Source organism: Streptomyces sp. H27-H1 (assembly GCF_026627445.1).
GTDB lineage: Bacteria > Actinomycetota > Actinomycetes > Streptomycetales > Streptomycetaceae > Streptomyces.
In genome coordinates, this window is the sequence record NZ_JAPNLJ010000016.1 from 20,489 (window position 1) to 46,129 (window position 25,641).

The 25,641-nt window shown below is 72.6% G+C and carries 20 protein-coding genes, 1 tRNA gene and 3 pseudogenes; 10 read left to right on the forward strand and 14 right to left on the reverse strand.

Translation table 11 applies throughout. The annotated features are described in order from the left end of the window. The first annotated feature begins 18 nt into the window (after positions 1-18). Together OTB20_RS19025 and OTB20_RS19030 are read left to right on the forward strand one after the other, a co-directional pair. Positions 19-1,086 (forward strand): ATP-dependent DNA ligase, encoded by a 1,068-nt coding sequence (locus OTB20_RS19025; protein ID WP_267819024.1) that lies wholly within the window; start codon positions 19-21, stop codon positions 1,084-1,086. Between the two features lie 114 nt (positions 1,087-1,200). Next, entirely contained in the window at positions 1,201-1,710 is a 510-nt protein-coding gene (locus tag OTB20_RS19030) for a nucleotide triphosphate diphosphatase NUDT15 (protein WP_267819026.1), read from the forward strand. Positions 1,711-1,771: 61 nt separating this feature from the next. Here the strand turns inward: OTB20_RS19030 and OTB20_RS19035 are convergent, their stop codons facing one another. The 4 genes from OTB20_RS19035 to OTB20_RS19050 form a co-directional block, all read right to left on the reverse strand. After that, a complete protein-coding gene (locus OTB20_RS19035) occupies positions 1,772-2,422 on the reverse strand; it encodes a GOLPH3/VPS74 family protein (protein ID WP_267819028.1) in 651 nt (216 codons plus the stop codon). An 89-nt stretch (positions 2,423-2,511) separates the two neighbouring features. After that, complete coding sequence (locus OTB20_RS19040; RefSeq protein WP_420716440.1) at positions 2,512-4,614, reverse strand: MDR family MFS transporter; 2,103 nt, start codon at positions 4,612-4,614, stop codon at positions 2,512-2,514. A gap of 75 nt (positions 4,615-4,689) precedes the next feature. After that, positions 4,690-6,039, reverse strand: coding sequence for a 6-phospho-beta-glucosidase (locus OTB20_RS19045; RefSeq protein ID WP_267819307.1), 1,350 nt, complete (start codon positions 6,037-6,039; stop codon positions 4,690-4,692). Positions 6,040-6,094: 55 nt separating this feature from the next. Further along, the gene (locus tag OTB20_RS19050; RefSeq protein WP_267819030.1) at positions 6,095-7,066 is read right to left on the reverse strand and encodes a helix-turn-helix domain-containing protein; all 972 of its coding nucleotides are present in this window, start codon (positions 7,064-7,066) and stop codon (positions 6,095-6,097) included. Between the two features lie 241 nt (positions 7,067-7,307). On the opposite strand from OTB20_RS19050, the gene OTB20_RS19055 reads away from it, so the two are divergent. From OTB20_RS19055 to OTB20_RS19065, 3 genes are all read left to right on the forward strand, one after another. Continuing rightward, positions 7,308-7,976 carry a helix-turn-helix domain-containing protein gene (locus tag OTB20_RS19055; protein ID WP_267755147.1) on the forward strand — a complete coding sequence of 223 codons (669 nt, stop codon included), beginning with the start codon at positions 7,308-7,310 and terminating at the stop codon, positions 7,974-7,976. Positions 7,977-8,040: 64 nt separating this feature from the next. Then, complete coding sequence (locus OTB20_RS19060; protein ID WP_267755144.1) at positions 8,041-8,598, forward strand: toxin-antitoxin system, toxin component; 558 nt, start codon at positions 8,041-8,043, stop codon at positions 8,596-8,598. Next, positions 8,595-9,773, forward strand: a complete 1,179-nt coding sequence (locus tag OTB20_RS19065) for an MAB_1171c family putative transporter (protein WP_267819032.1) — start codon at positions 8,595-8,597, stop codon at positions 9,771-9,773. The genes OTB20_RS19060 and OTB20_RS19065 overlap by 4 nt, the downstream gene beginning before the upstream one ends. 77 nt (positions 9,774-9,850) lie before the next feature. Here OTB20_RS19065 and OTB20_RS19070 read toward each other — a convergent pair whose 3' ends face one another. From OTB20_RS19070 to OTB20_RS19095, 6 genes are all read right to left on the reverse strand, one after another. Further along, a complete protein-coding gene (locus OTB20_RS19070) occupies positions 9,851-10,633 on the reverse strand; it encodes a DUF4239 domain-containing protein (RefSeq protein WP_267819034.1) in 783 nt (260 codons plus the stop codon). Positions 10,634-10,670: 37 nt separating this feature from the next. Then, entirely contained in the window at positions 10,671-11,258 is a 588-nt protein-coding gene (locus OTB20_RS19075) for a hypothetical protein (RefSeq protein ID WP_267819035.1), read from the reverse strand. Positions 11,259-11,382: 124 nt separating this feature from the next. Continuing rightward, positions 11,383-11,922: a class I SAM-dependent methyltransferase gene (locus tag OTB20_RS19080; protein WP_324290395.1), complete on the reverse strand. Its 540-nt coding sequence runs from the start codon at positions 11,920-11,922 to the stop codon at positions 11,383-11,385. A 186-nt stretch (positions 11,923-12,108) separates the two neighbouring features. Next, positions 12,109-13,824, reverse strand: a complete 1,716-nt coding sequence (metG, locus tag OTB20_RS19085) for a methionine--tRNA ligase (RefSeq protein WP_267819037.1) — start codon at positions 13,822-13,824, stop codon at positions 12,109-12,111. A gap of 268 nt (positions 13,825-14,092) precedes the next feature. Then, positions 14,093-15,445, reverse strand: coding sequence for a hypothetical protein (locus OTB20_RS19090; protein WP_267819039.1), 1,353 nt, complete (start codon positions 15,443-15,445; stop codon positions 14,093-14,095). 71 nt (positions 15,446-15,516) lie between these two features. Beyond that, positions 15,517-16,269 carry a hypothetical protein gene (locus OTB20_RS19095; protein ID WP_267819041.1) on the reverse strand — a complete coding sequence of 251 codons (753 nt, stop codon included), beginning with the start codon at positions 16,267-16,269 and terminating at the stop codon, positions 15,517-15,519. Between the two features lie 310 nt (positions 16,270-16,579). Here OTB20_RS19095 and OTB20_RS19100 point away from each other — a divergent pair, with 310 nt between their 5' ends. Together OTB20_RS19100 and OTB20_RS42815 are read left to right on the forward strand one after the other, a co-directional pair. Continuing rightward, positions 16,580-17,107 (forward strand): RNA polymerase sigma factor, encoded by a 528-nt coding sequence (locus OTB20_RS19100; protein WP_267819043.1) that lies wholly within the window; start codon positions 16,580-16,582, stop codon positions 17,105-17,107. Between the two features lie 824 nt (positions 17,108-17,931). Continuing rightward, a pseudogene (locus OTB20_RS42815) lies at positions 17,932-18,648 on the forward strand (IclR family transcriptional regulator domain-containing protein); the annotation flags it as partial. A 444-nt stretch (positions 18,649-19,092) separates the two neighbouring features. Here the strand turns inward: OTB20_RS42815 and OTB20_RS19110 are convergent. Next, positions 19,093-20,787 (reverse strand): serine/threonine-protein kinase, encoded by a 1,695-nt coding sequence (locus tag OTB20_RS19110; RefSeq protein WP_267819046.1) that lies wholly within the window; start codon positions 20,785-20,787, stop codon positions 19,093-19,095. 120 nt (positions 20,788-20,907) lie between these two features. On the opposite strand from OTB20_RS19110, the gene OTB20_RS19115 reads away from it, so the two are divergent. The 3 genes and pseudogenes from OTB20_RS19115 to OTB20_RS19125 all read left to right on the forward strand — a co-directional run. Continuing rightward, positions 20,908-23,895 carry an NACHT domain-containing protein gene (locus OTB20_RS19115; RefSeq protein ID WP_267819048.1) on the forward strand — a complete coding sequence of 996 codons (2,988 nt, stop codon included), beginning with the start codon at positions 20,908-20,910 and terminating at the stop codon, positions 23,893-23,895. 50 nt (positions 23,896-23,945) lie between these two features. After that, positions 23,946-24,038 (forward strand): annotated as a pseudogene (locus tag OTB20_RS19120) (TetR family transcriptional regulator); the annotation flags it as partial. A gap of 55 nt (positions 24,039-24,093) precedes the next feature. Further along, positions 24,094-24,183 (forward strand): annotated as a pseudogene (locus tag OTB20_RS19125) (hypothetical protein); the annotation flags it as partial. A gap of 90 nt (positions 24,184-24,273) precedes the next feature. On the opposite strand, the gene OTB20_RS19130 reads toward OTB20_RS19125, so the two are convergent. The 3 genes from OTB20_RS19130 to OTB20_RS19140 all read right to left on the reverse strand — a co-directional run bounded on the left by OTB20_RS19130 (position 24,274) and on the right by OTB20_RS19140 (position 25,626). Continuing rightward, positions 24,274-24,561: a hypothetical protein gene (locus tag OTB20_RS19130; RefSeq protein ID WP_267758795.1), complete on the reverse strand. Its 288-nt coding sequence runs from the start codon at positions 24,559-24,561 to the stop codon at positions 24,274-24,276. Positions 24,562-24,798: 237 nt separating this feature from the next. Continuing rightward, on the reverse strand, positions 24,799-25,302 hold the full coding sequence (locus OTB20_RS19135; RefSeq protein WP_267819050.1) for a hypothetical protein: 504 nt from the start codon (positions 25,300-25,302) through the stop codon (positions 24,799-24,801). 241 nt (positions 25,303-25,543) lie between these two features. Next, a tRNA-Leu gene (locus OTB20_RS19140) sits at positions 25,544-25,626 on the reverse strand. Positions 25,627-25,641: the final 15 nt, after the last annotated feature.

Here is a 25,641-nt window from a genome sequence, read left to right on the forward strand (position 1 = left end):
CGCTCCAGAATCGGAGACATGGATCTGCCGGTCACGCCACCCGTGAAGCCGATGCTCGCCAAATCCGTGTCCAAGATCCCACCGGGCATGCAGTACGAGGCCAAGTGGGACGGCTTCCGCGCGGTCATCCACCGGGACGGGGCCGAGATCGAGATCGGCAGCCGCAGCGGAAAGAGCCTGACCAGGTATTTTCCCGAGCTGGTGGAGGCCCTGACGGCCAATCTGCCCGACCGCTGCGTCGTCGACGGCGAGATCGTCGTCATCCATGGCGGGCGGCTCGATTTCGACCGGCTCAGCGAGCGGATCCATCCCGCCACGTCCCGCGTGAAACTGCTCGCCGAGACGACCCCCGCCTCGTTCGTGGCCTTCGATCTGCTCGCGCTGGGCGACGAATCCCTCCTCGACACCCCGCTCACCGATCGCCGCGCCGCCCTGACCCGCATGCTCTCCACCGCTCGGCCCCCCGTACACCTCGCACCCGCGACCACCGACCCCGCACTCGCGCAGGAGTGGTTCGAACGATTCGAGGGCGCCGGGCTCGACGGGGTCGTCGCCAAACCCCTCGATCTCCCCTACCGGCCCGACGCCCGCCTCATGTTCAAGATCAAGCACGAGCGTACGGCCGACGCCGTCATCGCGGGATTCCGTTTCCACAAGAGCGGTCCGATTGTCGGATCGCTGCTGCTGGGGCTGTACGACGCCCAGGGCACCCTGCAGCACGTGGGTGTCTGTGCCGCCTTCCCGATGAAACGCCGCGCCGAGCTGATCGACGAGCTCGAACCGCTCCGGATGCCCGATCCCCAGGGGCACCCCTGGGCGGCCTGGGCCGAGGGGGCGGCCCACGAGAGCGCCCGGCTGCCCGGGGCGCAGAGCCGCTGGACCGGGAAGAAGGACCTGTCCTGGGTACCGCTGCGCCCCGAGTGGGTCTGCGAGGTGGCCTACGACCACATGGAGGGCGACCGCTTCCGGCACACCGCGCAGTTCCGCCGCATGCGGCCGGACCGGGCTCCGGGGAGCTGTACGTATGCCCAGTTGGAGGAGGTCGTCGGCTACGACCTCGCCGCTGTGCTGGGGCCCACCGGCTGATCCGCGGCCGGCCGGCCGTAAGGTCGCAGCCGGGGCGCACCGCCCGCCGCCCCGGCGCCCCGCCGCCGCGGCCAAGCGCCCCGCCCGAGCATCTCGATCCGCCGAAGGACGCCCATGAGTACGCAGCCCGCCGCGCGGCCCGGACCCCACGAACCCCGCGCCGTCCCCCACCCGCACGCCGTCGTCGGAGTCGGCGTGATCGTGGTGGGCCCCGACGGCAGGGTGCTGCTCGGCCAGGCGCACGACGGGCGCTGGGAACTGCCCGGCGGGAAGGTCGACCCCGGGGAGGGCTTCGAGCAGGCCGCCGCCCGCGAACTGGCCGAGGAGACCGGGATGCGGACCGCACCCGGGGAGATCCGGATCGTGTCGGTCATGCTCGCCGCGGGCTCGGGCTCGGGCTCCGGCCCGACCCGGCTGACCGCCGCAGCCGTCACCTCGGCCGCCGAGGGCACCGCCACGGTCACCGAGCCCCACAAGATCGCCCGCTGGTCCTGGTTCGCCCCGGCCGAGCTGCCGGAGCTCCTCTTCGCCCCGTCCGTGGCGGCCCTGCGCGCCTGGAAGCCCGAGCTCACCCGGACCCTCCCGGACGTGCCTTCGCACGACTACCCGACGACAGCGCCCTAGAAGGATGACCGGAAGGCCTTTCCGGTCACGAGGTCACAAGGTCGCGAGGTCACCAGGCCACCTAGGTCACCGTCGCCGCGGTGACCGCGGCCATCGCCAGCCGCATGTCGCGGATGGCACTGCGGATGCTCTCGGCCGCCCACTGCCCGTCGGCCAGCTCCGCCGTGCGCGCCTTGATCTCCTTGCCCGGGGATCCCGGGAAGGCCAGGCCGTGCAAGCCGGCCGCGTGGATCACCGCGATGAGGCTCGCGGTGCGCTCGTCCGGCTCCGCGCCCTTGAGGACCGCTGCGGCGAGGCGCTCGCGCAGTTCGCGTTCGACCGTGCCGTCGGCCTCCGGAAAGCGTCGTACCGGGAACATCCCGAGGGCCTTGCGCCGCTCCTCCACGACCACGCCGCGCCCGCTCAGCCGCTCCACCGCCGCGCCGATGGCCTTGGCCTGGTCCTTCGCCAGCCAGTCGGACACCCGGCGCTTGCTCCGGCCGCGCATCCAGGTCCGTATGGACTCGGCCCGGCCGTCGAGCAGTTCCTCCCCGATGGGCGGGGAGTCGACCAGTTCCAGGTACGTGCCCGAGACCCGTACCCGCTTCGCGAGGACCAGTTCGATCAGGAGCGCGCCCGCCACGGCCCAGCCCACCGACTGCCGCTGCTTGACCGCACCGGACTCGTCGTCCAGCGACAGCAGCGTGATCTCCTCCGCCAGTGTGATCCGCATACCCGGCACCCCGCCCCCCAGTCCTGCCTGCTGCCTGACGCCTTCTCCCGACAAGACGTCCGCGGCAGCCGGGAGGTTCCCCCGCTCCCCTACGGCCGCCCCGCCATGGCGCGGGGGGCGAAGTTCCCGTCTCCCAAGTCCTCCGCCAGCAGGCGCTTGGCGATCGCGTCCGCCGCGGCCCGCAGCTCCGCGCTGCGCGGACGGCCCCGGTCCTTCTCCAGCTGGTCACCGAGCCACTGGGCCCACGCGCCCGAGATGACGCCCGCTTCCCGCTCCCCCGCCGGGGTGTGCGTGTAGAAGCCGTTCTCCCTTGTCAGGTAGCCCTCTTCTGTCATCCGTTCGAAGACGGGCAGCAGTACCTCCGGGGGCAGGTGCCGGCGCGATGCGATGAGGCCCAAGCTCGCGTATCCGACCGTGCGGGTCATCAGGTCCACCTGCATCACCGCCCACGCGCCCGCCATGTCCAGCCGGGTGTCCGAGGCGTTCACGATCCCGCGCGCCGTCTCCGGCCCCATGCTCCGCACCAGCTTGCCGACCGCCAGCTCCAGCAGCTTCGCCGAGTCCCCGGAGGCCGTCGCGGGGGAACCGAAGCCGTCGCCCATGTCCGTGGAACCGGCCCGGGCGCTGTCGCGCAGCCGCACCTGCTTGAGGAACAGTGCGACGACGAAGCCGACCACCGCCACCGGCACGGTCCACAGGAACACCGTGTGCAGGGTGTCCGCGTACGCCCCGACGATCGGCCCGGCGGCGGCCGGGTCGAGCCCGTGCACGCCCTGTGGGCTCTGGGCCGCCTTGGCCAGTACGGCCGGATCCTGCCCGGTGGCGCGCGCCGCCTCGGCGACCGCGGTCTTCAGCCGGGGCCCCAGGGTGTTGCCGTAGATCGTGCCGAAGACCGCGGTGCCGAAGGCGCTGCCGAGCGTACGGAAGAAGGTGACGCCCGAGGTCGCGGTGCCGAGGTCGGTGTAGTCCACGGTGTTCTGGACGGCGATCGTGAGCACCTGCATGCTCAGGCCGATGCCGACGCCGAGGACGAACATGTAGAGGGATTCCAGCCAGGCGCTGCTCTCGGGACCCATCCGCGACAGCAGGTAGAGGCCGAGGCCCATCACGGCGGAGCCCACGATCGGGAAGATGCGGTAGTGGCCGGTCTTGCTGGTGACGTTGCCGCTGAACACGGAGGCGATGAGCAGGCCGATGACCAGCGGCAGCGTCCGCACGCCCGAAACGGTGGCCGAATCCCCGTCCACGTACTGCAAGTACGTCGGCAGGAACGTCATCGCGCCCAGCATGGCGAAGCCGACGATGAAGCTGAGGACGGAACAGACCGTGAAGACGGGGTTCTTGAACAGCCGCATCGGCAGCATCGGTTCGGCGGCCCGCGACTCCGCCACGCAGAAGAGCGCCAGGGACAAGACGCCGGCCGCGAAGAGCCCGATGATCATCGGCGAGCTCCAGGCGTACTCGTTGCCGCCCAGGCTCGTGGCCAGGATCAGCGAACTCGCGCCGGCCGCGACCAGCGCGATGCCGAGGTAGTCGATGGACGGCTTCCCCGAGACCCGTACCGAGGGGATGGTCCGCGCGGCCGCCACGACCACGAGGATCGCGATCGGGACGTTGACGTAGAAGGCCCAGCGCCAGGTCAGGTGGTCGGTGAAGAGTCCGCCGAGGAGCGGCCCGATCACCGTCGCGACGCCGAAGACGGCGCCGATAGCGCCCTGGTACTTGCCCCGTTCGCGCAGCGGGACCACGTCGGCGATGAGCGCCATGGCGGTGACCATCAGACCGCCGGCGCCGATGCCCTGCAGGCCCCGCCACACGATGAGCAGGGTCATGTTGCTCGCGAGGCCGCACAGGAACGAACCCGTGATGAAGACGATGGCGGAGACCTGGAAGACCAGTTTCCGGCCGAAGAGGTCGCCGAACTTGCCGACCAGCACGGTCGCGACGGTCTCCGTGAGCAGGTAGGCGGTCACCACCCACGACATGTGGTCCCCGCCGCCCAGATCCGCCACGATCGTCGGCAGTGCGGTGCCCACGATCGTCTGGTCGAGGGCCGCGAGCAGCACGCCCAGCATGATCGTGCCGAAGACGACGTTGCGGCTCCGCCGGTCGAGTACGGGGGGCGCCGTCGCGGGTATGGCGGATGCGGTAGTCACATCTCGCACTCTCACAGCGCGCCCCCGCCGCCGCATGCCGCACTGGACCGTACGGGTGAGCCGGCCGGGGCCCGCACGGCAGGGCCCGCAACGGCCGGGGCCGGCCCGGCCTCAGCGCAGGTAGCCCAGCCCCGGATGCTCCGCCGCGTACCCGTCCAGCAGCCGCCGGGCCACTTTGACCGAGTCCACCAGCGGATGCAGCGCAAAGGCCTTGACCGCGTCGGCCCGCGACCCGCTCGCCGCGGCGGCGAGGACCTCCCGCTCGGCGGCCTTGACCGAGGTCACCAGGCCCACCGCGTGCAGCGGCAGCGGATCCACGGCGACGGGGTGGGCCCCATTGGCGTCGACGAGGCAGGGCACCTCGATGACGGCCTCGGCGTCGAGCACGGACAGCGTCCCGCGATTGCGAACGTTCAGGATCAGGGTGGCGCGCTCGTCACGGGCGATGGCGCGCATCAGGGCGAGGGCCACCTTCTCGTACCCGCCCGATTCGAGGTCGCTCTCCTCGCGCTCGCCGACCCCCGCGACCTCGCGGTTCTCGGCCATGTACGTCGCCTCGCGCTCGGCCCTGGTCCGGTCCCAGGCGGCCAGCGCCGTCCCGGGCGCCGGGTCCGGCCGCCCGGCCTCGGCGTAGAACCCGCGCTGCTGGTCGCGCAGGAACGCCCCGCGCGTCTGCTTCGCCTCCTGGTAGGCCCGGACCGTGTCGCGGTTGAAGTAGTAGTAGTGCAGGTACTCGTTCGGGATCGCCCCGAGCGAGCGCAGCCACTCGGCCCCGAACAGCCGGCCCTCCTCGAAGGATTCCAGCGCCCGGTCGTCCGCCAGCAGCCGCGGCAGTTCGTCGCGCCCGCCGATCCGCAGCCCGCGCACCCAGCCCAGGTGGTTGAGGCCGACGTAGTCGATCCAGGCGTCCTCGGGCCGGGCGCCGAGCAGCCGGGCGATGCGACGCCCGAGCCCGACCGGCGAATCGCAGATGCCGATGACCCGGTCGCCGAGTTCCTCGGCCATGGCCTCCGTGACCACCCCGGCCGGATTGGTGAAGTTGATCACCCAGGCCTCCGGGGCGGTACGCGCCACCCTGCGCGCGATCTCGCGGGCCACCGGCACGGTCCGCAGGCCGTACGCGATCCCGCCCGCGCCCACCGTCTCCTGGCCCAGCACTCCCTCGGCCAGGGCGATCCGCTCGTCGGCGGCCCGTCCCTCCAGCCCGCCGACGCGAATGGCCGAAAACACGAAGTCGGCGCCGCGCAAGGCCTCGTCGAGGTCGGTGGTGGCCGTGACGGCCGGGGCGTCCGCGATCCCGGCGGCCTGGTCCGCGAGGACCCGGGCCATGGCCCGGAGCCGGCCGGAGTCCTCGTCGTACAGGGTCACGTGCGACACCCTGCCCTCGGCGTGATCGCCGAGCAGGGCTCCGTAGACCAGCGGTACCCGGAAACCGCCCCCGCCGAGGATCGTCAGCCGCACGTCCATCCCGCCCTTCGCAGTGCCACGTTTCGTGGCACCAGTCTGCCCCGCCGGGTCAGTCCACCGGCGACGGCACGGCCCGCAGCCGCGGCGCCTGGTGCGGCTGCGCGCCCGGACCACCCTGCAGCGGCCCCGTCGGCCGGCCCTGCGGCATCGAGAGGACCAGCGTCATGCGGGTCAGGCCCATGCCGTCGAGCATCGGGCCGGATTCCGCCACCATCCGGCAGCGCACCAGGCCCCAGCCCGGGTCCGGGTGGCGCACGGTGCGTACGGCACCGTCCTGTTCGGCGGCCTCGGCCCCGTGGGTCGTCAGCCAGTGCGGCACTCCGTACCGGTAGGCGGCCTCCATGAACGGGTCACGGGCCACCTCCTGACGGATGCTGCGCAGCCCCTCGTCCTCGGGGGCCGCGGCCAGCGCGGTCGCGAAGCGGGCCAGCAGGGGTACGCACCAGGCCGGTTCGTGGTCCTCCAGCACGGCCGCGGCGTCCGGGTGGAACAGCACGAAGCGCAGGAAGTTGTCGTCCGGGAGGGCGGTCGGATGCGGGCGCACCGACTGGAAGAGCCGGTCGAACGCCGAGTTGGTCAGGGCCACGTCCCAGCGGTGGTCCACCAGGAAGCTCGGGTAGGGCACGGCCTCCATGAGGGCCGCGTAGTCGCACAAGTAGTCGCGCTGCGCCGGATCGTCGGGCAGCCGGTTCTCCTCGGCCGCGCGCCAGGTGGGCGGCGGGTCGCGGTCGACCATGACCCGGAAGAGCCAGAAGCACTGACGCTCGCTCATCTCCAGGGCCTCGGCCAGGGCGAGCAGTTTGCGGTCCGTCCACTCCTTGACCAGGCCGCGCTCCCAGTTCCCGTAGGCGCGCACGCTGATGCGCAGCCGCGCCGCCAGGTCTTCCTGGCTCAGCCCCAGTTCCTCCCGGCGCTGGCGCAAAATCTCCTTGCGTCGCTCCGACCGCACGGCGCCGCGTGCGGACTCCTCGCCCGCGAGGCGCTCCCCAACAATGTGGGCGAGGCCATCGGACGGGCTCACCGCTGCGAGATGTGGCACCGAGAGCTCCCCCTCTTTATTACGGTCTGGATCTTCATTTCCGTGTGGCGATCCTGCTACCGACTTCATTCGAGTGTCAACTATTGTGGCAATTCCAGCCTCTTGACAGCTCCTTCCCGCCACAGATGTGGCAAGTTCTAGCCGTACAGGGGGAGAGCGGATAGATTGCGGGGGCCGACCACGTGCCCGTACCCCGACCTCGCGCGATCTAGGAGAACCACTGGTGACAGACGGCTTCCCGGCTCCCGTCGCGGTGGCCAACACGCTCCTGGCAGCCACCGTCACGCGGGTCGCAGAACTCGCCGGCAAGCTGGGCCGTGACCTGAACCAGGTCTTCGACCTGCGCCGACTCTCCGAGGCCTCGGGTGTCCCCGCCGACGTGGTGCGGAGCTTGTTGGACGGCCGGCCCGCCGGTGAACTCGACCTCCAGACCCGGTTCCTCCAGCGCCTCGACCTCCTGCGGCGCACCCGCGTCAAGCCCAACGGCCGCCGCTACACGCAGCAGGAGATCGCCGACGGCGCCGCCATGTCGCGCCAGCAGGCCGGGGCCCTGATCAACGGCGACCGACGGCCGACCATGGAACACTGTGACGCGATCCAGCGCTTCTTCGGAGTGCACGCCGGATTCCTCACCGCGAACGACGCCGACGCGCTCACGGACGCCCTCCAGCGCACCGAGCAACAGCTGCTCCAGGACTTCGCGGGCCGCGCACGGGAAACCTCACCCACCCCGGCCGCTTCGACGGGCGATCCACTGGCAAGACTTCTCCAGAACCACGGCGTACGGGGCATCGCCTGGAGAGCCGCCCAACTGCCCAGCGACAAGCACCGGGACAAGGTGACCGAATGGCTGGACATGCTTCTCGAAAGCGTCAAACCGAACGAATCCTGACCCAGTCGAAAGTCTGGGTCTGAACCTTGAGTCCTGATCCGGATCCGCGCCGACGGGGAGAACGGTGAGCATAGGCAGAGAGCAGCGGCGGTTGTGCGGGGAGCTGGTGGCAGGTATCAACCTGTCGGCGCCCGTGGAACCTGAGGACCTCTACGCCGCCCTCTGCGAGGGCATGAGCAAGTACCGCGGCCGCCCGGTGGAATTCCGGATGGCCTCGTTCCCGCCGGGGACGGCCAGCGGACTGTGGCTCGACATGGCGGACCGCGATCTGGTGGTCATCGAGGAACGCACCGCACCCGACCACCAACTGGTGATCCTCGGGCACGAGCTGTGGCACATGAAGGCCGGCCATTGCAGCCACCACGTCGACGGCGCCGCCGTCGCCGCCCGGCTGCTGTCGGACGAGGCGGACATCGGCGAGACCGTACGCCGCGTCGCCGCGCGCACGCGCGCCGACGTCCAGGAGGAGACCGAGGCGGAAACCTTCGGTCTGCTGCTGGGCAGCCGGTGTCGAACCTGGCTGGCCGGATCGGCCAGCCACCGGGCCCCGGCACAGCGGGATCAGCTGGCCGGCCGCATCGAGGCCGCGCTCGGATACCGGGGGCACAGGAACGACCGTTGAAAGGCCAGGACTACTACACACCGGCAGCCGCGATGGCGATCGCACTCGCCTTCAAACTGCCGACGCTACGGAACAACTGGCGCGATCCGCTCGTGCGGTCGGTCTGCGCCCTGCTCACCCTGGCGGGCGCCGTCTTCACCTTCGCCGCCCCTCCCACGATCGCGGCCGTCAACCGCTGGACCGGCATACCCAACTTCTCGGCCCCGTTCGTCTACTGCCTGATCACCGCCTTCAGCGCCGCCTGCCTCGTACTGATCGTCAACTGGCGCGGCGGCCCCCCGGAGGAGACCCGGCGCGTCTCGCGGACCTGGATCCTCGGCTACTCCGCCGTGATCGTGGCACTGATGGTGCTGTTCGCCCTCGGTGACGCCCCGGTGGAGCGGCTGCGGGACTTCGACACCTACTACGCCAACACCCCCTTCATCCGGGAGATGATCGCCCTCTACCTGGTGGCCCACAACGCGGCCGCCATCGTCATGGTCGCGATGTGCTGGCGCTGGTCCCTCCAGGTGCGCGGCTGGCTCCGCGCCGGCCTCATGATCATCGTCATGGGGTACGTCTTCAACCTCTGCTACGACGCGACCAAGATGACCGCCGTCGTGGCCCGCTGGTCCGGCCACGACCTGGACTGGCTGAGCACCTCCGTCGCGCCGCCCGTCGCCTCCATCGGAGGCAACATCAGCGCCGTCGGCTTCGTGCTCCCGCTGGTGTGCCAGCGGCTGTCCGACAACTGGCAGAACTGGTCCACGTACCGGCGTCTGGGCACGCTCTGGCGCGAGGTGCGCAGCTGCGGGCCCGAAGGCGCCCCGAGCGTGCGGATGGCGTGGTGGTCCGCCGCGGAGCTGCGGATGATCCAGCGCGAGTCCGACATCCACGACAGCTTCCTGCACCTCGGCCCGTACTTCGACCAGGGCCACCGGGACGACGCCCTCACGCGGGCCCTCGGGGCCGGCGCCGACGAGGAGACCGCACGGGCCGTCGCCGACGCGGCCATGGTCGCGGCCGCCGTACGCGCCCGGGCCGCCGATCCCGAGGGGCGGGTCATCGGGGCCAGCGAAGAGGGGGCCCCGCCGGCCACCGACGGTCCGCGCGACCTCCTGCGGATCTCGCACGCCCTGCGGAACTCGCCGGTGGTGGCCGAATGCCGACGGCAGTCGTCCCTGTCGGGGAGCTGAGCCGGGGCCGGCCGTCGGCGTCCGGCGGCCGGCGATCAGCCGCCGGAGACCAGCAACCGGCGATCAGCCGCCGGAGATCAGCGTCCGGCGGCCACGGACAGGGACAGGGACGGGAAGAGGTCCTGGAACGGCGCCGCCGAATCGATTCCGTCCCGCCCGAAGGGCGCGTCGAAGCTCCACACCATGAACAGCAGGAACACGATCAGCGCGCTGAACATCCCCGCGAGCAGCAGTTCCCGCCCCGACCGCCGGATCTGCAGGGTGAAGATCAAGCCGACGGTGACCAGCCCGCCCGCCGCCAGACCCAGCCAGACCACCCCGGGCAGCGTCGACTCGTCGCTCTGCGTCCGCTCGTGGCGGGCGTCGTCGGCGGCCGCGATGTGGTCCAGCAGCGGCTGGTAGGCCTGCGCCTGCAGCTCGTTGCCCGGGCTCTGGTGGGTCACGTCGCTGCGCAGTTTCCCGAGCAGCTCGCCGCCCTCCGCGGACACCGGCGCCCCGGAGGTCAGCCGCGGCCAGTCCACGCTGACCGTGTGGGACACGTACGCGTCCACCTCGCCGCGGATCCGGTCGCGGACTGCGACCGGGTAGACATCGGCCCGCTGGGTGACCTCGTACAGGGACTGGGCCTCGCGGCGCACGCTGTCCTCGGCGGCGCCGCGCGCCTCCCAGACGCCCGCGATGGCAAGGCCGAGCACGATCGCGTAGACCACACCGACCATCATCACCATGTACTCGAGGACATCGGGGGTTTCGCTGGTGTCCTCGTCGTCGGCGACCCGGCGGTGCCGGATCGCGGTGAAGGCGAGGACGAGGGCGCAGACGAGCGCCATGGCGATGGCCAGGACCAGCCATTCGGACACGAGGGTTCTCCGTAGGTCGAAATGAGCGGACTGAACGTTAGCCGCGGCTCCTGGAACGGGGCCGCAGCGCGACGGCCGCGAGCACCGCCGGGGTCGTGACGACGACCATGAGCATCAGGGTGGACATCCCGTCCGGGCCGCGCCGAGCCAGGGCCGCGGAGTGGTACGGGCGCACGTGGAACCGCCCCGCCGCCCCGGCCCCCGCTGCGACCCGCCGCGGAGCCACCGCTCCGCCCGGAGCCGGCTTCGTGACCCCGGCCTCCTGCGGCGCGGCCGCCCGCGGCTGCGCCGCAGCGGGCCTTGCCTGCGCCGTCGGCCCCGGCGCGGGCTCCGCCGCCCGGGCGCCGGGCTGCGCGGGAGCGAACGGCCCCAGCCCCGGGTGGCGCCCCGTCGGCCCGGCCGGGCCGGGCAGCAGTACCCCGGAGGTCGGCCCGGCCGGCGCGGGGGGCCGGCCCCCGGACGGCCGCGGCTGCGGGTGCGGGTGCGGCTGCGGCTGCCCGGCCGGAACGCACAGGTCGACCCTGGCCCCGCGGCCGTGGCCGTCTCCGGCGACCTCCACGTGGCCGTGCAGCGGGCAGAGCGCCGCCACCAGGCCGGCCCCGGCGAAGTACTGCCAAGCGGTCACCGCGCGTTCTCCCGATTCCGCAGCAGGGATGAGGCTACGTCTGAAGAAACGATCACGGCGGTGCTTCGATACGCGCCAGACAGGTCAAGATCCGCCCTCGGCGGCCCCCTTCGGGCCACAGGAGTCACCGGCCCGGCCCCGGCCCCGTACCGGGCGGCGGAGCCGCTCTCCGCACTCCCCCGCCCAAGGTGCCCCCGCACCCGGGTGCGCCGTGGCCGGTGTTCACCCGCCCGGCCCATTCGAGCCGGTGGTCATGGGTGCCGCGGGGCGGCCGGCCGGGGAGGGGAAGGTTCTCGCCGAGGGTGATGGAGACCAGTCGGGCCAGCTTCGTATCGGCGATGGTGTCGATGATCAGCGTCCCTCCGGGACGCAGGACCCGGCACGCCTCCGCCACGACTCCGTAGGGGTCCGGTACGTGCTCCAGGCACTGTCCCGCCGCGACCACGTCGAACGACTCGTCCTCGAAGGGGAGTTCGGGCACATCGGCCCGGACCGTTTCGTCGAACCCGTGCCGCAGGGGGTGCTGCGCCGGCTGCTGGCGGCCTGCGCGCAAGCGAAGGGGCGCCCGTACCTGTACGGCCACCACGAGCTGGACGCGGAGCTGCTGGAGGACTTCTACGGTGCGTCGGCGCTGCGGCGGCTGGAATTCCTGCGCGAGGAGCACGCGCTGACCCGGTTCAACCCGCGGGCCTTCGGGGGCGTACGGCCGTGACCCACGCGCGCGGGGGCGCGACCCCAACGGGTCGCGCCCCTGCGTCGGTTCATCGGCGGAAGGCCTGCCCGGTCGGCTGGACGGCCTGCCTCATCGACTGGAAGGCCCGCCCCGGCCAGGCCGGCGGGCAGGTCCGGCTCAGGCGTCCGGGTTGCCGCCGAAGCGCTCGCGGTACGACTCCAGGTCCTCTTCGGTGATCTTCGCGAAGAGCACCGGCGGAACGGTGAACGGCGTGCCCGCCGGTACCGCGTCGAGGGACGCGGCCTGCTCCGGGGTGATCCAGGTGGCCGTGTCGTCGGCGAGGTCGAACGAGGAGCGCATGGCGCGCGCCGAGGCCGGGATGAACGGCTCGGAGACCACCGAGTAGAGGTGGATGAGGTTCATCGCCGTGCGCAGGGTGAGCGCCGCGCCCTCCAGGTCGGTCTTGACCTCGAGCCAGGGCGCCTTCTCGTCGAGGTAGGCGTTTCCGGCGGACCACAGGGCGCGCAGCGCGGCGGCGGCCTTGCGGTACTGGAGCGCCTCCATGTGGTCCTCGTACTCGGCGAGCAGCGCGGCGATCTGCGCGCCCAGCTTGGCCTCGGCCTCACCGGCGGCGTTGCCCGCCGGGACCTCGTCGCCGAAGCGCTTGCGGGAGAAGGTCAGCACGCGGTTGACGAAGTTGCCGAGGGTGCCGCCGAGGTCCTTGTTCACCGTGGCGGTGAAGTGCTCCCACGTGAAGGAGGAGTCGTCGGACTCGGGCGCGTTGGCGATGAGGAAGTAGCGCCAGTAGTCGGCCGGGAGGATCTCCAGCGCCTGGTCGGTGAAGACGCCGCGCTTCTGCGAGGTGGAGAACTTGCCGCCGTAGTACGTCAGCCAGTTGAAGGCCTTGACGTAGTCGACCATCTTCCACGGCTCACGGACGCCGAGCTCGGTGGCGGGGAACATCACCGTGTGGAACGGGACGTTGTCCTTGGCCATGAACTGGGTGTAGCGGACGTCCTCGGCCTCGTACCACCAGGACTTGTAGTCGCGGTTCGCCGGGTCGGCGTCCGCCCATTCCTTGGTGGAGGCGATGTACTCGATCGGGGCGTCGAACCAGACGTAGAACACCTTGCCGGCGGCGGCCAGATCGGGCCACGTGTCGGCCGGTACCGGGACGCCCCAGTCGAGGTCGCGCGTGATGGCGCGGTCGTGCAGGCCCTCGGTCAGCCACTTGCGGGCGATGGAGGAAGCCAGCTGCGGCCACTCCTCCTCGTGCTCCGCGACCCAGGCCTCGACCTCGTGCTGGAGCTTGGACTGGAGGAGGAAGAGGTGCGTGGTCTCGCGGACCTCCAGCTCGGTGGAGCCGGAGATGGCCGAGCGGGGCTCGATCAGGTCCGTGGGGTCCAGGACGCGGGTGCAGTTCTCGCACTGGTCGCCGCGGGCCTTGTCGTAGCCGCAGTGCGGACAGGTGCCCTCTACGTAGCGGTCCGGCAGGAAGCGGCCGTCGACCGGCGAGTAGACCTGCCGGATCGCGCGCTCCTCGATGAAGCCGTTCTTCTGGAGCTGGCGCGCGAAGTGCTGGGTGATCTCGCGGTTCTGCTCCGAGGAGCTGCGGCCGAAGTAGTCGAAGGACAGCTCGAAGCCGTCGTAGACCGCCTTCTGGGCGTCGTGGGCCTGCGCGCAGAACTCGGCGACCGAGAGGCCGGCCGCCTTCGCGGCGAGCTCGGCGGGGGTGCCGTGCTCGTCGGTGGCGCAGATGTAGAGGACGTCGTGGCCGCGCTGGCGGAGGTACCGGGAGTACACATCCGCCGGAAGCATCGACCCGACCATGTTGCCCAGGTGCTTGATCCCGTTGATGTAGGGAAGCGCGCTGGTGATCAGGTGTCGAGCCATCCTCGGATGCTCCATTTCATATATGCCGGTACTACGTGACGTGCGGTTCATCGTATCGAACCGGCTAAACGCCACGCGCCGCATTTCTTCGGGGTGGACGTGAGGGGTGTAACGCAAAAGCGAGGACTGTGACCTCTCCGTCACGGCCCTCGCGTTGCCGCCATGGTACAGCGGGCCGGGGAGCACCCGAACCGCCGTCCGCCCCGGCGGGACACCGTCCGTGGCGGCCACGGACGGTGCTCCGGCGGGCGGTGGCGACGGCGGGCGGTCAGTCGCGGCCGCCCCGGGCGCCGTCGACGGCGGTGATCCGGACACCGCTCGCCAGCCTGCCCGTCAGGGTGGCCGCGGGCCCCTGCGGACCGGCGGCGGAGACGGGTGCGGGGGCCGGGGCGGGGGCGGCCAGGGTCCGGCCGGTGGCCTCCGCGCGGACGGCACCGGCAGCCGTGATGCCCACGACCTCGCGGCTGCCCGCCGCCAGCAGGTACCAGCGGCCGGCCGGCGAACGCCACCGGGTGCCCGCGAGCAGGTGTTGCCCGAAGCGGCCGCACGCGGCGGTCTCGCGGGACCGTGCCACGTCCTGCGGGGGTCCGGCGGGCAGCCGCAGCTGGACCAGGACCTCACCCGAACCGGCCCAGCCGGAGGCCCGGGTGCAGGTCCAGACGGCCCGGCCCGCACGGTCGGGGAGTTCGGACTCGGCGAAGTCCCAGACGTTGACGGCCCGTACCCCGCCGGCCCGGTACTCCCGCAGCCTGCAGGCGACCGGCGCCCACGCCGCCCGCGCGGCCGGGCCGGTGGCCTCGCGCGGCTGGCGCGCGGCCACCGCGGCCGGGCCGTCGGGCAGCGGCGTGTAGGTCAGGTGTACGGGGGCCAGCGCGCCCAGGTCGGCGAGGACGAAGGCGTGCTTCTCCACGATGCGGGCGGAGGAGGTCAGCTCCAGCACGGGCCACGCCGCGCATGCTCCGCCGCCACCGTCGGTACGGGGCACCGCGGTCTCCTCGGTGACCCCGTCGGCGGAGACGGCAAGCGGCTTGGCCGCGTCCCCGGTCCGGAGCAGGTCGCGGGTGCCTGCCTTGGCGATCCACGGCGCGAGCAGGTACCGGGCCCGCCCTCCGCCCCCGCTTCCGTCCCCGCTTCCGCCTCCGTCCCCGCCGGACCGGCTCAGCGTCAGCGCGGCGGCGGTGGTCACGTTCGCCTCGTCGGTACGGGCGAACGCGAGCTCCCGGCCGCGCGGTCCCCCGGCGGCTTCGCCGTAGCGCACCACCCGGTCCCCGTCGAGCAGCAGGACGAGCGCCCGCCCGGCGACGTTCCCCGCGTACAGCAGCTGCGGCGCGCGCAGCGGTGCGTCGGTGGCCGTCCCCGGCGCGGCCGTCGCCGCCACCTCCCGGGGCCGGGAGGCCCAGGCCGCCAGGGCGCGGGCGAGCAGGCCCCGGTCGGCGCTGCGGCTGCCCCGGGCGGGCCAGGTGGTGAAGTCGACGCGGGCGGTGTCCGCCCAGGCCTCGGCAGGAACGCGGACCAGCCGGGCGGGGTCCAGCGCCCCGGCGACGGCCGGTCCGGCGAGCGGGGACGCCTCGGGGCGGGGCGCTGACCCGTCGGCCGCGAGGATGCCGGCGGCCAGGGCCAACGCGACCGCGGCGGTCCAGCCGGCCCGGGTACGGCGGCGGCGGCGCAGCAGGTCGGTGGGGCGGGCGCTGACTACGGCGGCATCGAACTCGACACCGCCCGGGGCCCGCAGGAGCGTTTCCCCGTCGATCCCCCCGGCGCCGCCGTCGACACCGGAGCCGGCACGGGCGCCGGCTCCCGCACCCGTAGAAGCACGGGCACCGGTACCGGCACTGGCACCCGCACGGGCACCGCCACCGCCACCGCCCTCGACCCCGGACCCGTCCCCGGGAAACCGCCCCCGTCGGCCCACCCTCCCCAGGCGGCCAGCGCCTCCCGCACCGCGTCCGCCGGGTCCGCCACCCCGGCCGCGGCGAGCAGCCGGGCCACCGCCTCCTCGGGCAGTCCGTCCAGGCCGTGCAGCACGAAGGCGGCCCGGACCGGCCCCGGCGCCGCGCCCAGAGCCCGGGCGGCCTCGTCGATACCGCCCGCCGGAGGCCACAGCCGCAGCCCCCAGACGAACGGTGGCACCGGTGGCCACCCGAGCCCGGCCGCGGTGAGGCGGGCCCGGCCGGACGGAGCGAGGCTCGCACGCAGGACCCGTACGCGCACCTGCGCCAAGGGGCCGCCCGGCCCGTCGGGCCCGGCCGGTGCGTGCGTACTGCCGCGCCCGCCGCGCGGGAGTGCCCTCTGGACCGCCTTGTGCGCGCGCAGTACCCGGGTATGGCGGCCCAGGGTGACGGGGAGCGTCACGTAGGCGAGGCGTACCAACTGGGGGTAGTGCTCGACGAGGACGGCCTCGGCCTGCTCCACGGCGGTGGAACCGAATCGCTGTGTTGTACCCACTCTCCGACAAACGAGTGAATCTTGGGATGGTCACACGTCGTGTGGTCCGACGGGGCGCAAAACGGACGCACAGGAGAATGGCATATGCGTTTGCGCTGGTTGAGCGTGTGCTCGATCGACTTCGATCAGCACGCGATCATCACCGACCGTAATCTCTCCAGCTTTCGTCTCTGCGCCCTCCGAGTGCGCCCGCGCTGATTTCCTTGCCCCGCACACGGGATGGGGTGGAGCGGTGAGCGATGGCACTGGTGCGGAGGAGTCCGGTGGCGGGGCCGTGGGGCTGCCGAGCCGGCGACGGAGGCCGACGCCCATGAGCCAGTGGAATTCGACGGCGCGCCTGTCGTACTGGGCCTTCCACGCCGACCGGCGCCCGGCCTACATGCGGTTCGCGTACCTGCAGTTGGGCTCGGACGCGGCGGCCGAGGAAGCGGTCGACGCCGCCTTCGACTCGATCATGGGCGAATGGCTGCGGATGCTGCACATGGACCGCCTCGACGCCTACGCGTGGACCGTACTCAAACAGCGGCTGATCGACCGCCAGTTCCGCCGCAGCCCCTGGCCGGAGCCGATGGACACCAGTGCCTTCGAAGCAGCGCTCAAGGAGGCCCACGCGGAAGCCGACCAGTACGAGGTGCTCACCGACACCATCCGCTTCTACTCCGCCCTCTCCCGGCTCGCCGAACGGCAGCGCGACGCCGTGCTGCTGCGGTACGGACTCCAGTGCTCCCCCGGCGAAGCAGCCGCGATCATGGGTGTGGACGAGGCCACGGTCCGCGCACAGCTCGGCCAGGCGCAGCGGCGACTGGCCCGGCTCCTCGACGCGTCCGCCGAGTCATGAGCCGCGAATCGAGCCGCGGAACCCGGCGCGAGGACGGCGGGCTCCCGCGTTCCCTGGAGCAGTTCCTGGCCCGGGCGAGCGTGCGCGACCGCTATCCGCGCTACGACCTGGGTGCGGCGGAGGCCCGGCTGCTGCGGGCCGCCGATGCCAATGCTCCCGCTTCGAAACCGCTCACCGCCCCGGCACTCGGGCGCGGTGTACCCCACGGCCGGCGCCGCCCGCCCGGCTGGAGCGATCCCCTGCGCGACCTGCCGCTGGACGCGGAGCGGGCCGGGCGCGACCTCAAGGCCGCCTGCCTGTCCTCCGTATGCGCCACGGGGGCCCGGGAGCGGCTCGACGCGTTCGAGAGCGACGGCCACGCCGACCTGCCCGGAGCCGTCGTCTTCGGCTGCCTGCTGCACCTGGCCGGACTCCGCGAAGGGGCCCGGTTCTGGTGGCAGTTCGCCGCCGGGTCCGGGCGCAGCCGGACCACGCATGCCGCGTACTGCCTCTTCCTCGACCACTCGCGGCGCGGCGAGCACCACGACGCCCGGCTCTGGGCGCGGGAGTTGGGCCGGCGCCGTTTCCGGCCGAGCGGGCGCCGGGAACTCCGGGAGGTACGGCTGTGCACGCAGGCGGCCGTCCTGCGCTACGTCGACCAGCTCGACGACCCCGACCTGGGCACGGTGCCGCTGCCCAGGCCGGGGGTGTCCCGGGCGCTGGACGCGTTCCGGCCGCCCGCCGCTCCGGTACGGCCGCCCCCGCTGGGGCCGGGCCCGCTGCGCCACCCCGCGCTGACGGCGGCGGCCCGCGGGACCGTCGTCCAGCCCGGCGGGAGCGAGGACCTGGCGGCCGCGCGGCGCGCCCTGGCCGTCGTACGGGTCCTGCAGCGGCGGCCGCTCGGCGTACGGGCCGGGCGGCTCGGGCGGGAGACGGGCCTCGCCGAAGCGGAGCTCGGGCCGCTGCTGTCGATGCTCTGCGAGGAGGAATACGCGTACCGGCCCGGCGTCGGGGTCTACGCCCCCGGCCCGGCGCTCGACCGGCTGGCCCCGGGCGGCCGGGGCCTGGCGGGCCAGTTGCAGCGCACGCTGGCCCTGGCCCGGGACAGCGCGGGCGCGGCCGTGTACCTGAGCCGGTACGCGGAGGGGGAGGTCCGGATCACCCAGATGGCGGACGGGCCCGGCGCCCCGCCCGTGCGGGAGTGGGTGGACTTCCGGGACGCCGCCCACGCCAGCGCGGTGGGCAAGTGCCTGCTGAGCCAGCTCGACCACGACGGCCGCGCCGACCACGTGGCCCGCCACCGCCCCGCCCGGCTCACCGAGCGGACCATCACCGACAGCCGGGCCCTGTTCAGCGCGCTCGACGCGGTGGCACCGGGGGCCCCCGTCTTCGACCTGCGCGAGTACGCCCCCGGTGTGGTGTGCGCGCCGGTCCCCCTCACGCTCGGCGACGCGGCGGGCAGCCTCGCACTGTCACTGCCCGGCGGGCACGCGCACCGGCTGGGCCGGGCCGCCGAGGCGCTCCGGCACAAGGCGGTTCCGGTGCTGCTGGCGCTGCTGTTGGCGGGGGCGATCCCGCCGGACGGCGCGGACTGCGCGGAGGGCACCGACGCCGCCGACGGCACGGACGTGGCGGCCGGGGCCGGCGGGCCGGAGTCCGCGCGGGTCCCGGTCGACGGGCCGCGGCTCCCGGCGGAACCACAGCCGACGCCGGTACCGGTCACCGCGGAGACCCTGCGCCAGCTGCGCATCCTCTTCCGGACCCCGCTGACCCGGGCCACGGCCGGGGCGGACGGCCCGCACCTGGTCAGCGACAGCGCCTCGGAGGCCGCGTACCTCTTCGACGCCCAGCAGGACGACGGAGCCCCGGGCCTGGTGCTCCCGCGCACCTACGGCCCGCTGGTACCGGGCAGCCTGCGGACGGCCGACGGGCTGGTGGTGCTGCGTCCCTGAAGGGAGCCGACGGGGCGAGGCATCGGGTCAGAGCATCGGGGTCAGAGCATCGGGTCAGGGGGCGACGGATCCGGGTGCGCCGGGGACGAAAGTGGCCACGGCGGTGTCGAAGTAGCGCTTCGCTTCGGCGAGTTCACCGACGGGGGCGGAGACCCAGATGTCGTACATCCGGCCGTTCTCGTCCCAGTAGAGGTCGTAAGTGTGCCGGGCCCCCTCGGCCGGGTCGAAACCATTCCAGGTGAACTCCCACAGCGCTGACGGAAGCTCGTGGTGGATCATCGGCGCGACCGTGCCGTCGCGGTAACCGGCGTTGGTTTCAGGGCCGTTGGTGTGGGCCTGCCGCATCACTCCGAGCGGGCCGCCGGGCACCGGCATCTTCACCCGGATCCCGATGCGGAAGGCCCCGTCCGGGGACATGTAGAAGACCCGCTGGTCGTCGGTGGCCCGCTGGTACCCCTCGGGCACGGCGACGGTGAAGCCCTGCGGGTCGGCGAAGTTCCGGTATCCGGTGGGCGGCCCGCCCCGGGTCACGCCGCCCACCGGAGTCGGGGCAAGGGAGGGCCAGGTCGAGGGCGGGGCCGCCGAAGCCCCGGGAGCCGCGGACACCGGCGCGCTCCGCGCCCCCTCCCCCGGCTCCTCCACGCCGAACAGCCGGTCGGCGCCCACCCATCCCCCACCGGCCAGCAGGACGGCGGCGGCCACGATCAGCCCGAAGCGCGGGCCCGGCCGGGTGGCGGCGAACTGCCTGGCCGTCGGACGCGGAGCCAGGGCCGGGGCCGTCAGCCCCTCGGACGCCGGGGCCGACGGGGATCCGTGAGCGGGCGCGGAGCCGTGAGCGTGGCTGGCCACTGGCGCCGGCGCGGCGCCGGCGGCTGATGCGGGCACGCGGTCGGCGGGTGAGGGGCCGCCGCCGGCGGGGCCGAGGTTGCCACCGGCCAGGTACGCCGACAGCAGCTGATCCGCCTCCGGCGCCGTCATCCTCCGCTCCGGATCGCGTTCCAGCAGCCCCCGGATGACCGGCAGGAGCGGCCCGGCCTGGACCGGCGGGCGGATCTCCGCCGAGACGACGGCGTGCAGGATGCCGCCCAGCGAATCGCGGCGGAAGGGGGACTCCCCGGTCAGCACGGCGCACAGGAGCGTGCCGAGCGACCACAGATCGGCGGCCGGCCCGGCCGCGGCTCCCTGCATCCGCTCGGGAGCGGTGTACTCCGGCGAGCCGACGAAGGCGCCCGTCTGGCTGATGGTGGTGGCCCCGGAGAACCGGGCGATCCCGAAATCGGTGAGCACCACCCGGCCGGTCCCCGACTCCATGAGGACGTTGGCCGGTTTGACGTCCCGGTGGAGCACCCCCCGGCCGTGCGCCGCGGTCAGGGCGCCGAGCAGGGCCAGTCCGGTCCTGGCCGCCTCGACCGGGGTGAGGGTCTTCCCCGCGGAGATCAGGTCGGCGAGCGAACCGCCGTCGACCAGTTCCATCACGATGCAGGGGCGTCCGTCGTGCTCGACGACGTCGTGGACCACGACGACGTGGGGGTGGCGCACGTGTGCCACGGCACGCGCCTCGCGCAGCGCCCCTGCGGCGACACCGTCCCCGTCGCCCTCACCCAGGTGCAGTTCCTTGATCGCGACCGGACGCCCGAGGAGTTCGTCGGTCGCCCGCCAGACGGTGCCCATCCCGCCCCGGCCCAACCGGCCTTCCAGGCGGTACCGCCCGGCCACCACGACGCCGCCCCGCACCTCGTCCTGTGCCACCGCTCTCCCCCTCACCCGTTCCCCGGGCCATGATGCCGCAGCCCGCCGCCCCGGCGGCGCGGGCACCGCGCACTCTAGAATCACGGCGGCACCGGTCCCAGCTCTACGGGGAGGGCACACGTGGAACCCACAGCCATCGGGATCAAGTTGGCATCGGCCGTGATCGGCCCGCTCGTCAGGAAGTTCTTCGTCTCCGACGCCCCGGGGGCGGGGCTGGTCGACAAACCGGTGCGGCTCTCCGGATACGTCTCCTTCAAGGGCGAGAAGCGCACCCTCACCGAGTCCGACGTGCGCGCCCTGGCCGCCGCCCTCGTCGAACAGGCCCTCAGCACGGGCGAGCGCCGTATCCCGGCGGACGAACAGGAGGCCGTCACCGACGCCCTCGCCACCACCCTGCACGCCCTCGGCGACCTCACGATCACGGACGTCGACGCCGTCCGGCTGGGCCCGCAGGCCTTCGCCCGCGAGCTGCGCCGCGCGGGCGACCATCCCGAGCGGCACCTCTCCGCCGACGCCGCGTACGTCTACGAGGCCCTGCTCGGCGCCGCCGCGCTGCACATCCTGGAGTTCTTCACCCAGCGCAAGACCTTCACGGCCCACGCACTGGTCAGCCAGACCCGGGCTGTCGACGAACTGACTTCGAAGACAGATGAGTTGATCCGTCGCAGCCCGCTGCCCGACGCGGCGGACGCCACGTTCGAGGTGACGTACCTGTCGTACGTGGCGAGGAAGCACGCCAAGCTCACCATCTACGGGATCGACCTGAACAATTCGCCGGCGCGCTGGCCGCTGGACGTGGCGTACCTGAGCCTGGAGGCAACGCCGCTGGGGGACACGGGAATTCCCCTCGACACGTACGAAACCGCAGACGACTTCCTGGAGGCCCAGCGGATCCTGCTGCGGCCCCAGCCCGCGGACCAGGCGTTGACCCACAGCCCCCGTGTTCTCCTGCGGGGCGAAGCCGGTTCGGGCAAGACCACGCTTGTCCAGTGGCTGGCGGTCACCGCGGCGCAGCGGAACCGAGCGGAGCGGCCGGCCTACCTCCACGACCGGATCCCCTTCGTCCTCCCCCTGCGCACGCTCACCCGGCACGGCCAGCAGTTGCCCGCCCCCAAGGACTTCCTCGCCTCCACCGGCTGCCCTCTCGTGGGCTCCCAGCCGGCGGGCTGGGAGCACCGGGTCCTCACCGCCGGGCGGGGGCTGGTGCTGGTGGACGGCATCGACGAGGTGCCCGAGCCGGAGCGGGAGCGCACCCGCCGCTGGCTGCGGGACCTGATCGAGACCTACGACGGCGACAACCGCTGGCTGGTCACCTCCCGCCCGTCGGCCGTCGGCCAGGACTGGCTCACGGAGGACGGGTTCGACGAACTGACGCTGTCCTCCATGGGGCCCGCCGACGTCGCCACCTTCATCAGGCGCTGGCACGCGGCAGCCCGCACCGGGGCCGACACCGGTAGCGAACTCGACGCCTACGAGGCTCAGCTCCTCAGCGCGGTCCGCACCAAGGGCGATCTGGGACGACTGGCCACCAACCCGCTGATGTGCGGACTGATCTGCGCACTTCACCGCGACCGCAGGGGCTATCTCCCTCACGGCCGGAAGGACTTGTACGAGGCCGCGCTGTCCATGCTGATCAGCCGCCGGGACCGAGAACGGGACATGAAGGTCCCCGACCTCCGCGAGGAGCCGCAGCTCGAGCTGCTCCAACGGCTCGCGTACTGGCTGATCAAGAACGGCCGTACGGCAATGGACCGCTCGCAGGCCGAGGACATCATCGGCCGGGCCCTACCCGCCGTCCCGGAGGCTGCGGCACTGGGCGACGCGCCGACCGTCTTCGAGCACTTCCTCCAGCGCAGCGGCCTGCTCCGCGAACCGGCTCCGGGGGCCGTGGACTTCATCCACCGCACCTTCCAGGACTTCCTGGGAGCCCGCGCGGCGGTGGAGGAGGGCGACTTCGGCCTGCTCGCCGCGCACGCCGACGACGACCAGTGGGAGGACGTCATCCGCATGGCGGTCGCACTGGCCCGCCCCCGCGAACGCGTCGCGCTCTTCGAGGACCTGCTGAGGCGCGGCGACCGCGCCGGGGAGAGGCGTGCCCGCCACCGCGTCTACCTCCTCGCCGCCGCCTGCCTGGAGCACGCCACGACACTGGATCCCTCCGTCCGAGAGGCCGTGGAGGAGCGCACCGCCCTGTTGATCCCGCCGGGCAGCGAGGCCGATGCCCGCGCCCTGGCGGAAGTGGGCCCACTGGTACTGGACCTCCTGCCCGGCCCGGAAGCCGTCGATCCACTGCACCGGCGCTACGTGCTCATCGCGGCGTCCTGGGTCGCGTACGACGCCGCGATGCCCCTGCTGGCCAGGTACGCCGCCGAACCGGACCTCACGCTGCGAAGCCAGCTCATATGGTCCTGGTCGCGCTTCGACACGGCCCGGTACGCAGAAGAGGTCGTCGCACTGCTGGACCCCGACGGATTGGACTACACCGTCTCGTCCGACGAGCAGCTGCACCAACTCGAACGGCTGGGAGTGCCCGTGGACTCGCTGGACGTCCGGGCCGCCGTGTCCGTGTCCGCGCTCAGCTCGTTCCTCGCCCGGAACCTGCTGACAAAGCTCAGCCTCACCCTCCACCCGGTGTCGGACCTCGGTTTCCTGGCCGGCCAGACGAGGCTCGCCTCGCTCACGGCCCTCGACTGTCCCGCCCTCGCCGACCTCTCCCCTCTCGCCGGGTTGCCGATCCGGAGGCTTGAGATCCGAAGGCTGGAGTTCCAAGCTTCGAGGGCCGCCGAGGACTGGCGGGGGATGTCCGGCCTGTCCGCTCTCGACACACTCGACTTGGACACGTCCTCTTTCGAGGCCGTCCCCGCCGGCACGGCCCTGGGGCAGATCACCGGTCTCCGGCTCTGGAGCTACGGCAACGCACACAGCACGCAGTCCGCCATCGACCGGCTGCCGCAGACCTTCCCGAACCTCCGGTCCTGCCTGTTCACGGGGGAAACCGCCAAGATCGGAAACCTCGACTTCTCCCCCTTGGAGGGGATGCCCACCCTGCCGGGGTTCGAGATCGACGCCCTGACCAGGCATTCGGTCAATCCGGATCCGCCGGCGTGATCGCGCTCCGGGTAGGGTGTCGAACCGTGGCTGATCGTCGAACGGCAATCATGGAAGGCGCCGCGCGGGTCATCGCCCGGCGGGGCGTCCGCGGCCTGCGCGTGGAGGAGCTCGCCACCGAGGCGGGCGTGTCCACGGCAGTTCGGTGACTCCACCGCGGACGCCGCGGCCGAGGTCACCCTCCAGCGGGCCTTCCCCGGCCGGACCGTCGTGCAGCTCAACACCGACAGCCTCGGCGCGGGCGGCGGCGGCATCCACGGTGTGACCCAGCAGCAGCCGCTCCCGTAACCGCTCCCCCACAGGTCCGGTCCCCCGCTGCCCGCGGGGGACCGGATCGCCATACGCCGGCCTACGACCGGACCGCCCTACGGCCCGGCCCTATAGAACGTCGTCCCAGGCCATCGCGCTCATCCGCCAGCCGGCGGGCGTCCGGACGAACTGGGTGGTCTTGTGGCCGGAGCCCTCGAACCACACTCCGTCGAGGAACCCGGACTTGCCGTACTCGCTGAACCGGTGCGCGATCGAACCGAACACCTCGGTCCGCTCGGCGACCTCCCATTCGCGGAACTCGGTCAGCGTCCCGTCGGTGAGGATCTTCTCCCGTGGCTCGATGAACCCGTCGAGGTCGTAGACGACGAGCTTGTCCCCGACATTCTTGATGATCATCCCCTGTGGAATGAACACCTCACGAACGGCTCCCAGATCCGGCCGCCCGCCTCCCGCGTTGGTGAACGCACCGAGAAAGACCCGCATCAACTGATCCAGCTCTGCCTTGACTTCGGACACACGCACCCTCCCGAGATCGAACTCTCCCGCCACCGATCTTCACCCGCCCCCCGACACGAACGCAATGCCCGCGCCGGCCGGCGGGCGGGCGGGATCGCCGCGTGTCAACAGCTGTGGTCATGGGAGAGTTCCCTCGTTGGGGGCCGGCGGGGTGGTGGGGCTGACCGGAGGGTTTCCGGGTCGGGGTCGCGCGAGGGTGTTCCGATCGGCAGCGGTGAGGGTTTCCAGGTCGGTGTAGAAGCGTCCGGACGGGCGAGGCTGGCCCAGCAGGATGCGGCGGGCGGCCTCGGCGGTGAGCGCCGCGCCCAGCGCGACGGCCGAGGCGAGCTGTGGCCAGCTGCTGAGCGTGGTGCCGATCTCCGCCATGGAGGCGCTCAGTTCCGGGCTGATCCGTTCCCGGTCGACCATGGTGAGGATGACGTCGACCATCTCATCGTGGGTGAGGTCCGCCAAGTCGCCGGACGTGGTCCCACCGAGCAGACCGTGCAGCGGGGGCCGGTCGGGTTCGAGGTCGAACCGCTCGACGTCGAGCAGGCCGCGGTCGTTCGCGTCCATCACAAGGGGGATGCCGAGCGCCCGGGCGTGCTCGCGGGCGGCCCAGCAGTCGGCGCTGCTGGGCACGGTCGATCCGTCCGCGGTTGCGGTCGGTGCGCACGAGGCGGAACTCCTCAGGCGGCAGCAGGTGCACCAGCCGCCCAGAGCACGGATACCGGGCCCAGGTTCCGTACTCGTCCGGATCGACCCCCGCCAACTGCTCCGCCACAGCCCGCTCCACGGCCTCCGCAAGGAACACAGTCGGGGCTCATGGCCGGCAAAGCAAAACGGCCGCCATCGTGATTACGATGACGACCGTTTCTTTGTGTGTCCGAGGGGGGACTTGAACCCCCACGCCCCGAAGGGCACTAGCACCTCAAGCTAGCGCGTCTGCCATTCCGCCACCCGGACCAGGTGATCGCCCCC

Excerpts from the sequence above, each read along its gene's own strand:
- OTB20_RS19130 (WP_267758795.1), bottom strand. The coding sequence starts at position 24,561 with ATGATCATCAAGAATGTCGGGGACAAGCTCGTCGTCTACGACCTCGAC.
- OTB20_RS19100 (WP_267819043.1), top strand. The coding sequence starts at position 16,580 with ATGAGCCAGTGGAATTCGACGGCGCGCCTGTCGTACTGGGCCTTCCAC.
- OTB20_RS19040 (WP_420716440.1), bottom strand. The coding sequence starts at position 4,614 with ATGCGGCGGCGGGGGCGCGCTGTGAGAGTGCGAGATGTGACTACCGCA.
- metG (WP_267819037.1), bottom strand. The coding sequence starts at position 13,824 with ATGGCTCGACACCTGATCACCAGCGCGCTTCCCTACATCAACGGGATC.
- OTB20_RS19035 (WP_267819028.1), bottom strand. The coding sequence starts at position 2,422 with ATGCGGATCACACTGGCGGAGGAGATCACGCTGCTGTCGCTGGACGAC.
- OTB20_RS19025 (WP_267819024.1), top strand. The coding sequence starts at position 19 with ATGGATCTGCCGGTCACGCCACCCGTGAAGCCGATGCTCGCCAAATCC.
- OTB20_RS19030 (WP_267819026.1), top strand. The coding sequence starts at position 1,201 with ATGAGTACGCAGCCCGCCGCGCGGCCCGGACCCCACGAACCCCGCGCC.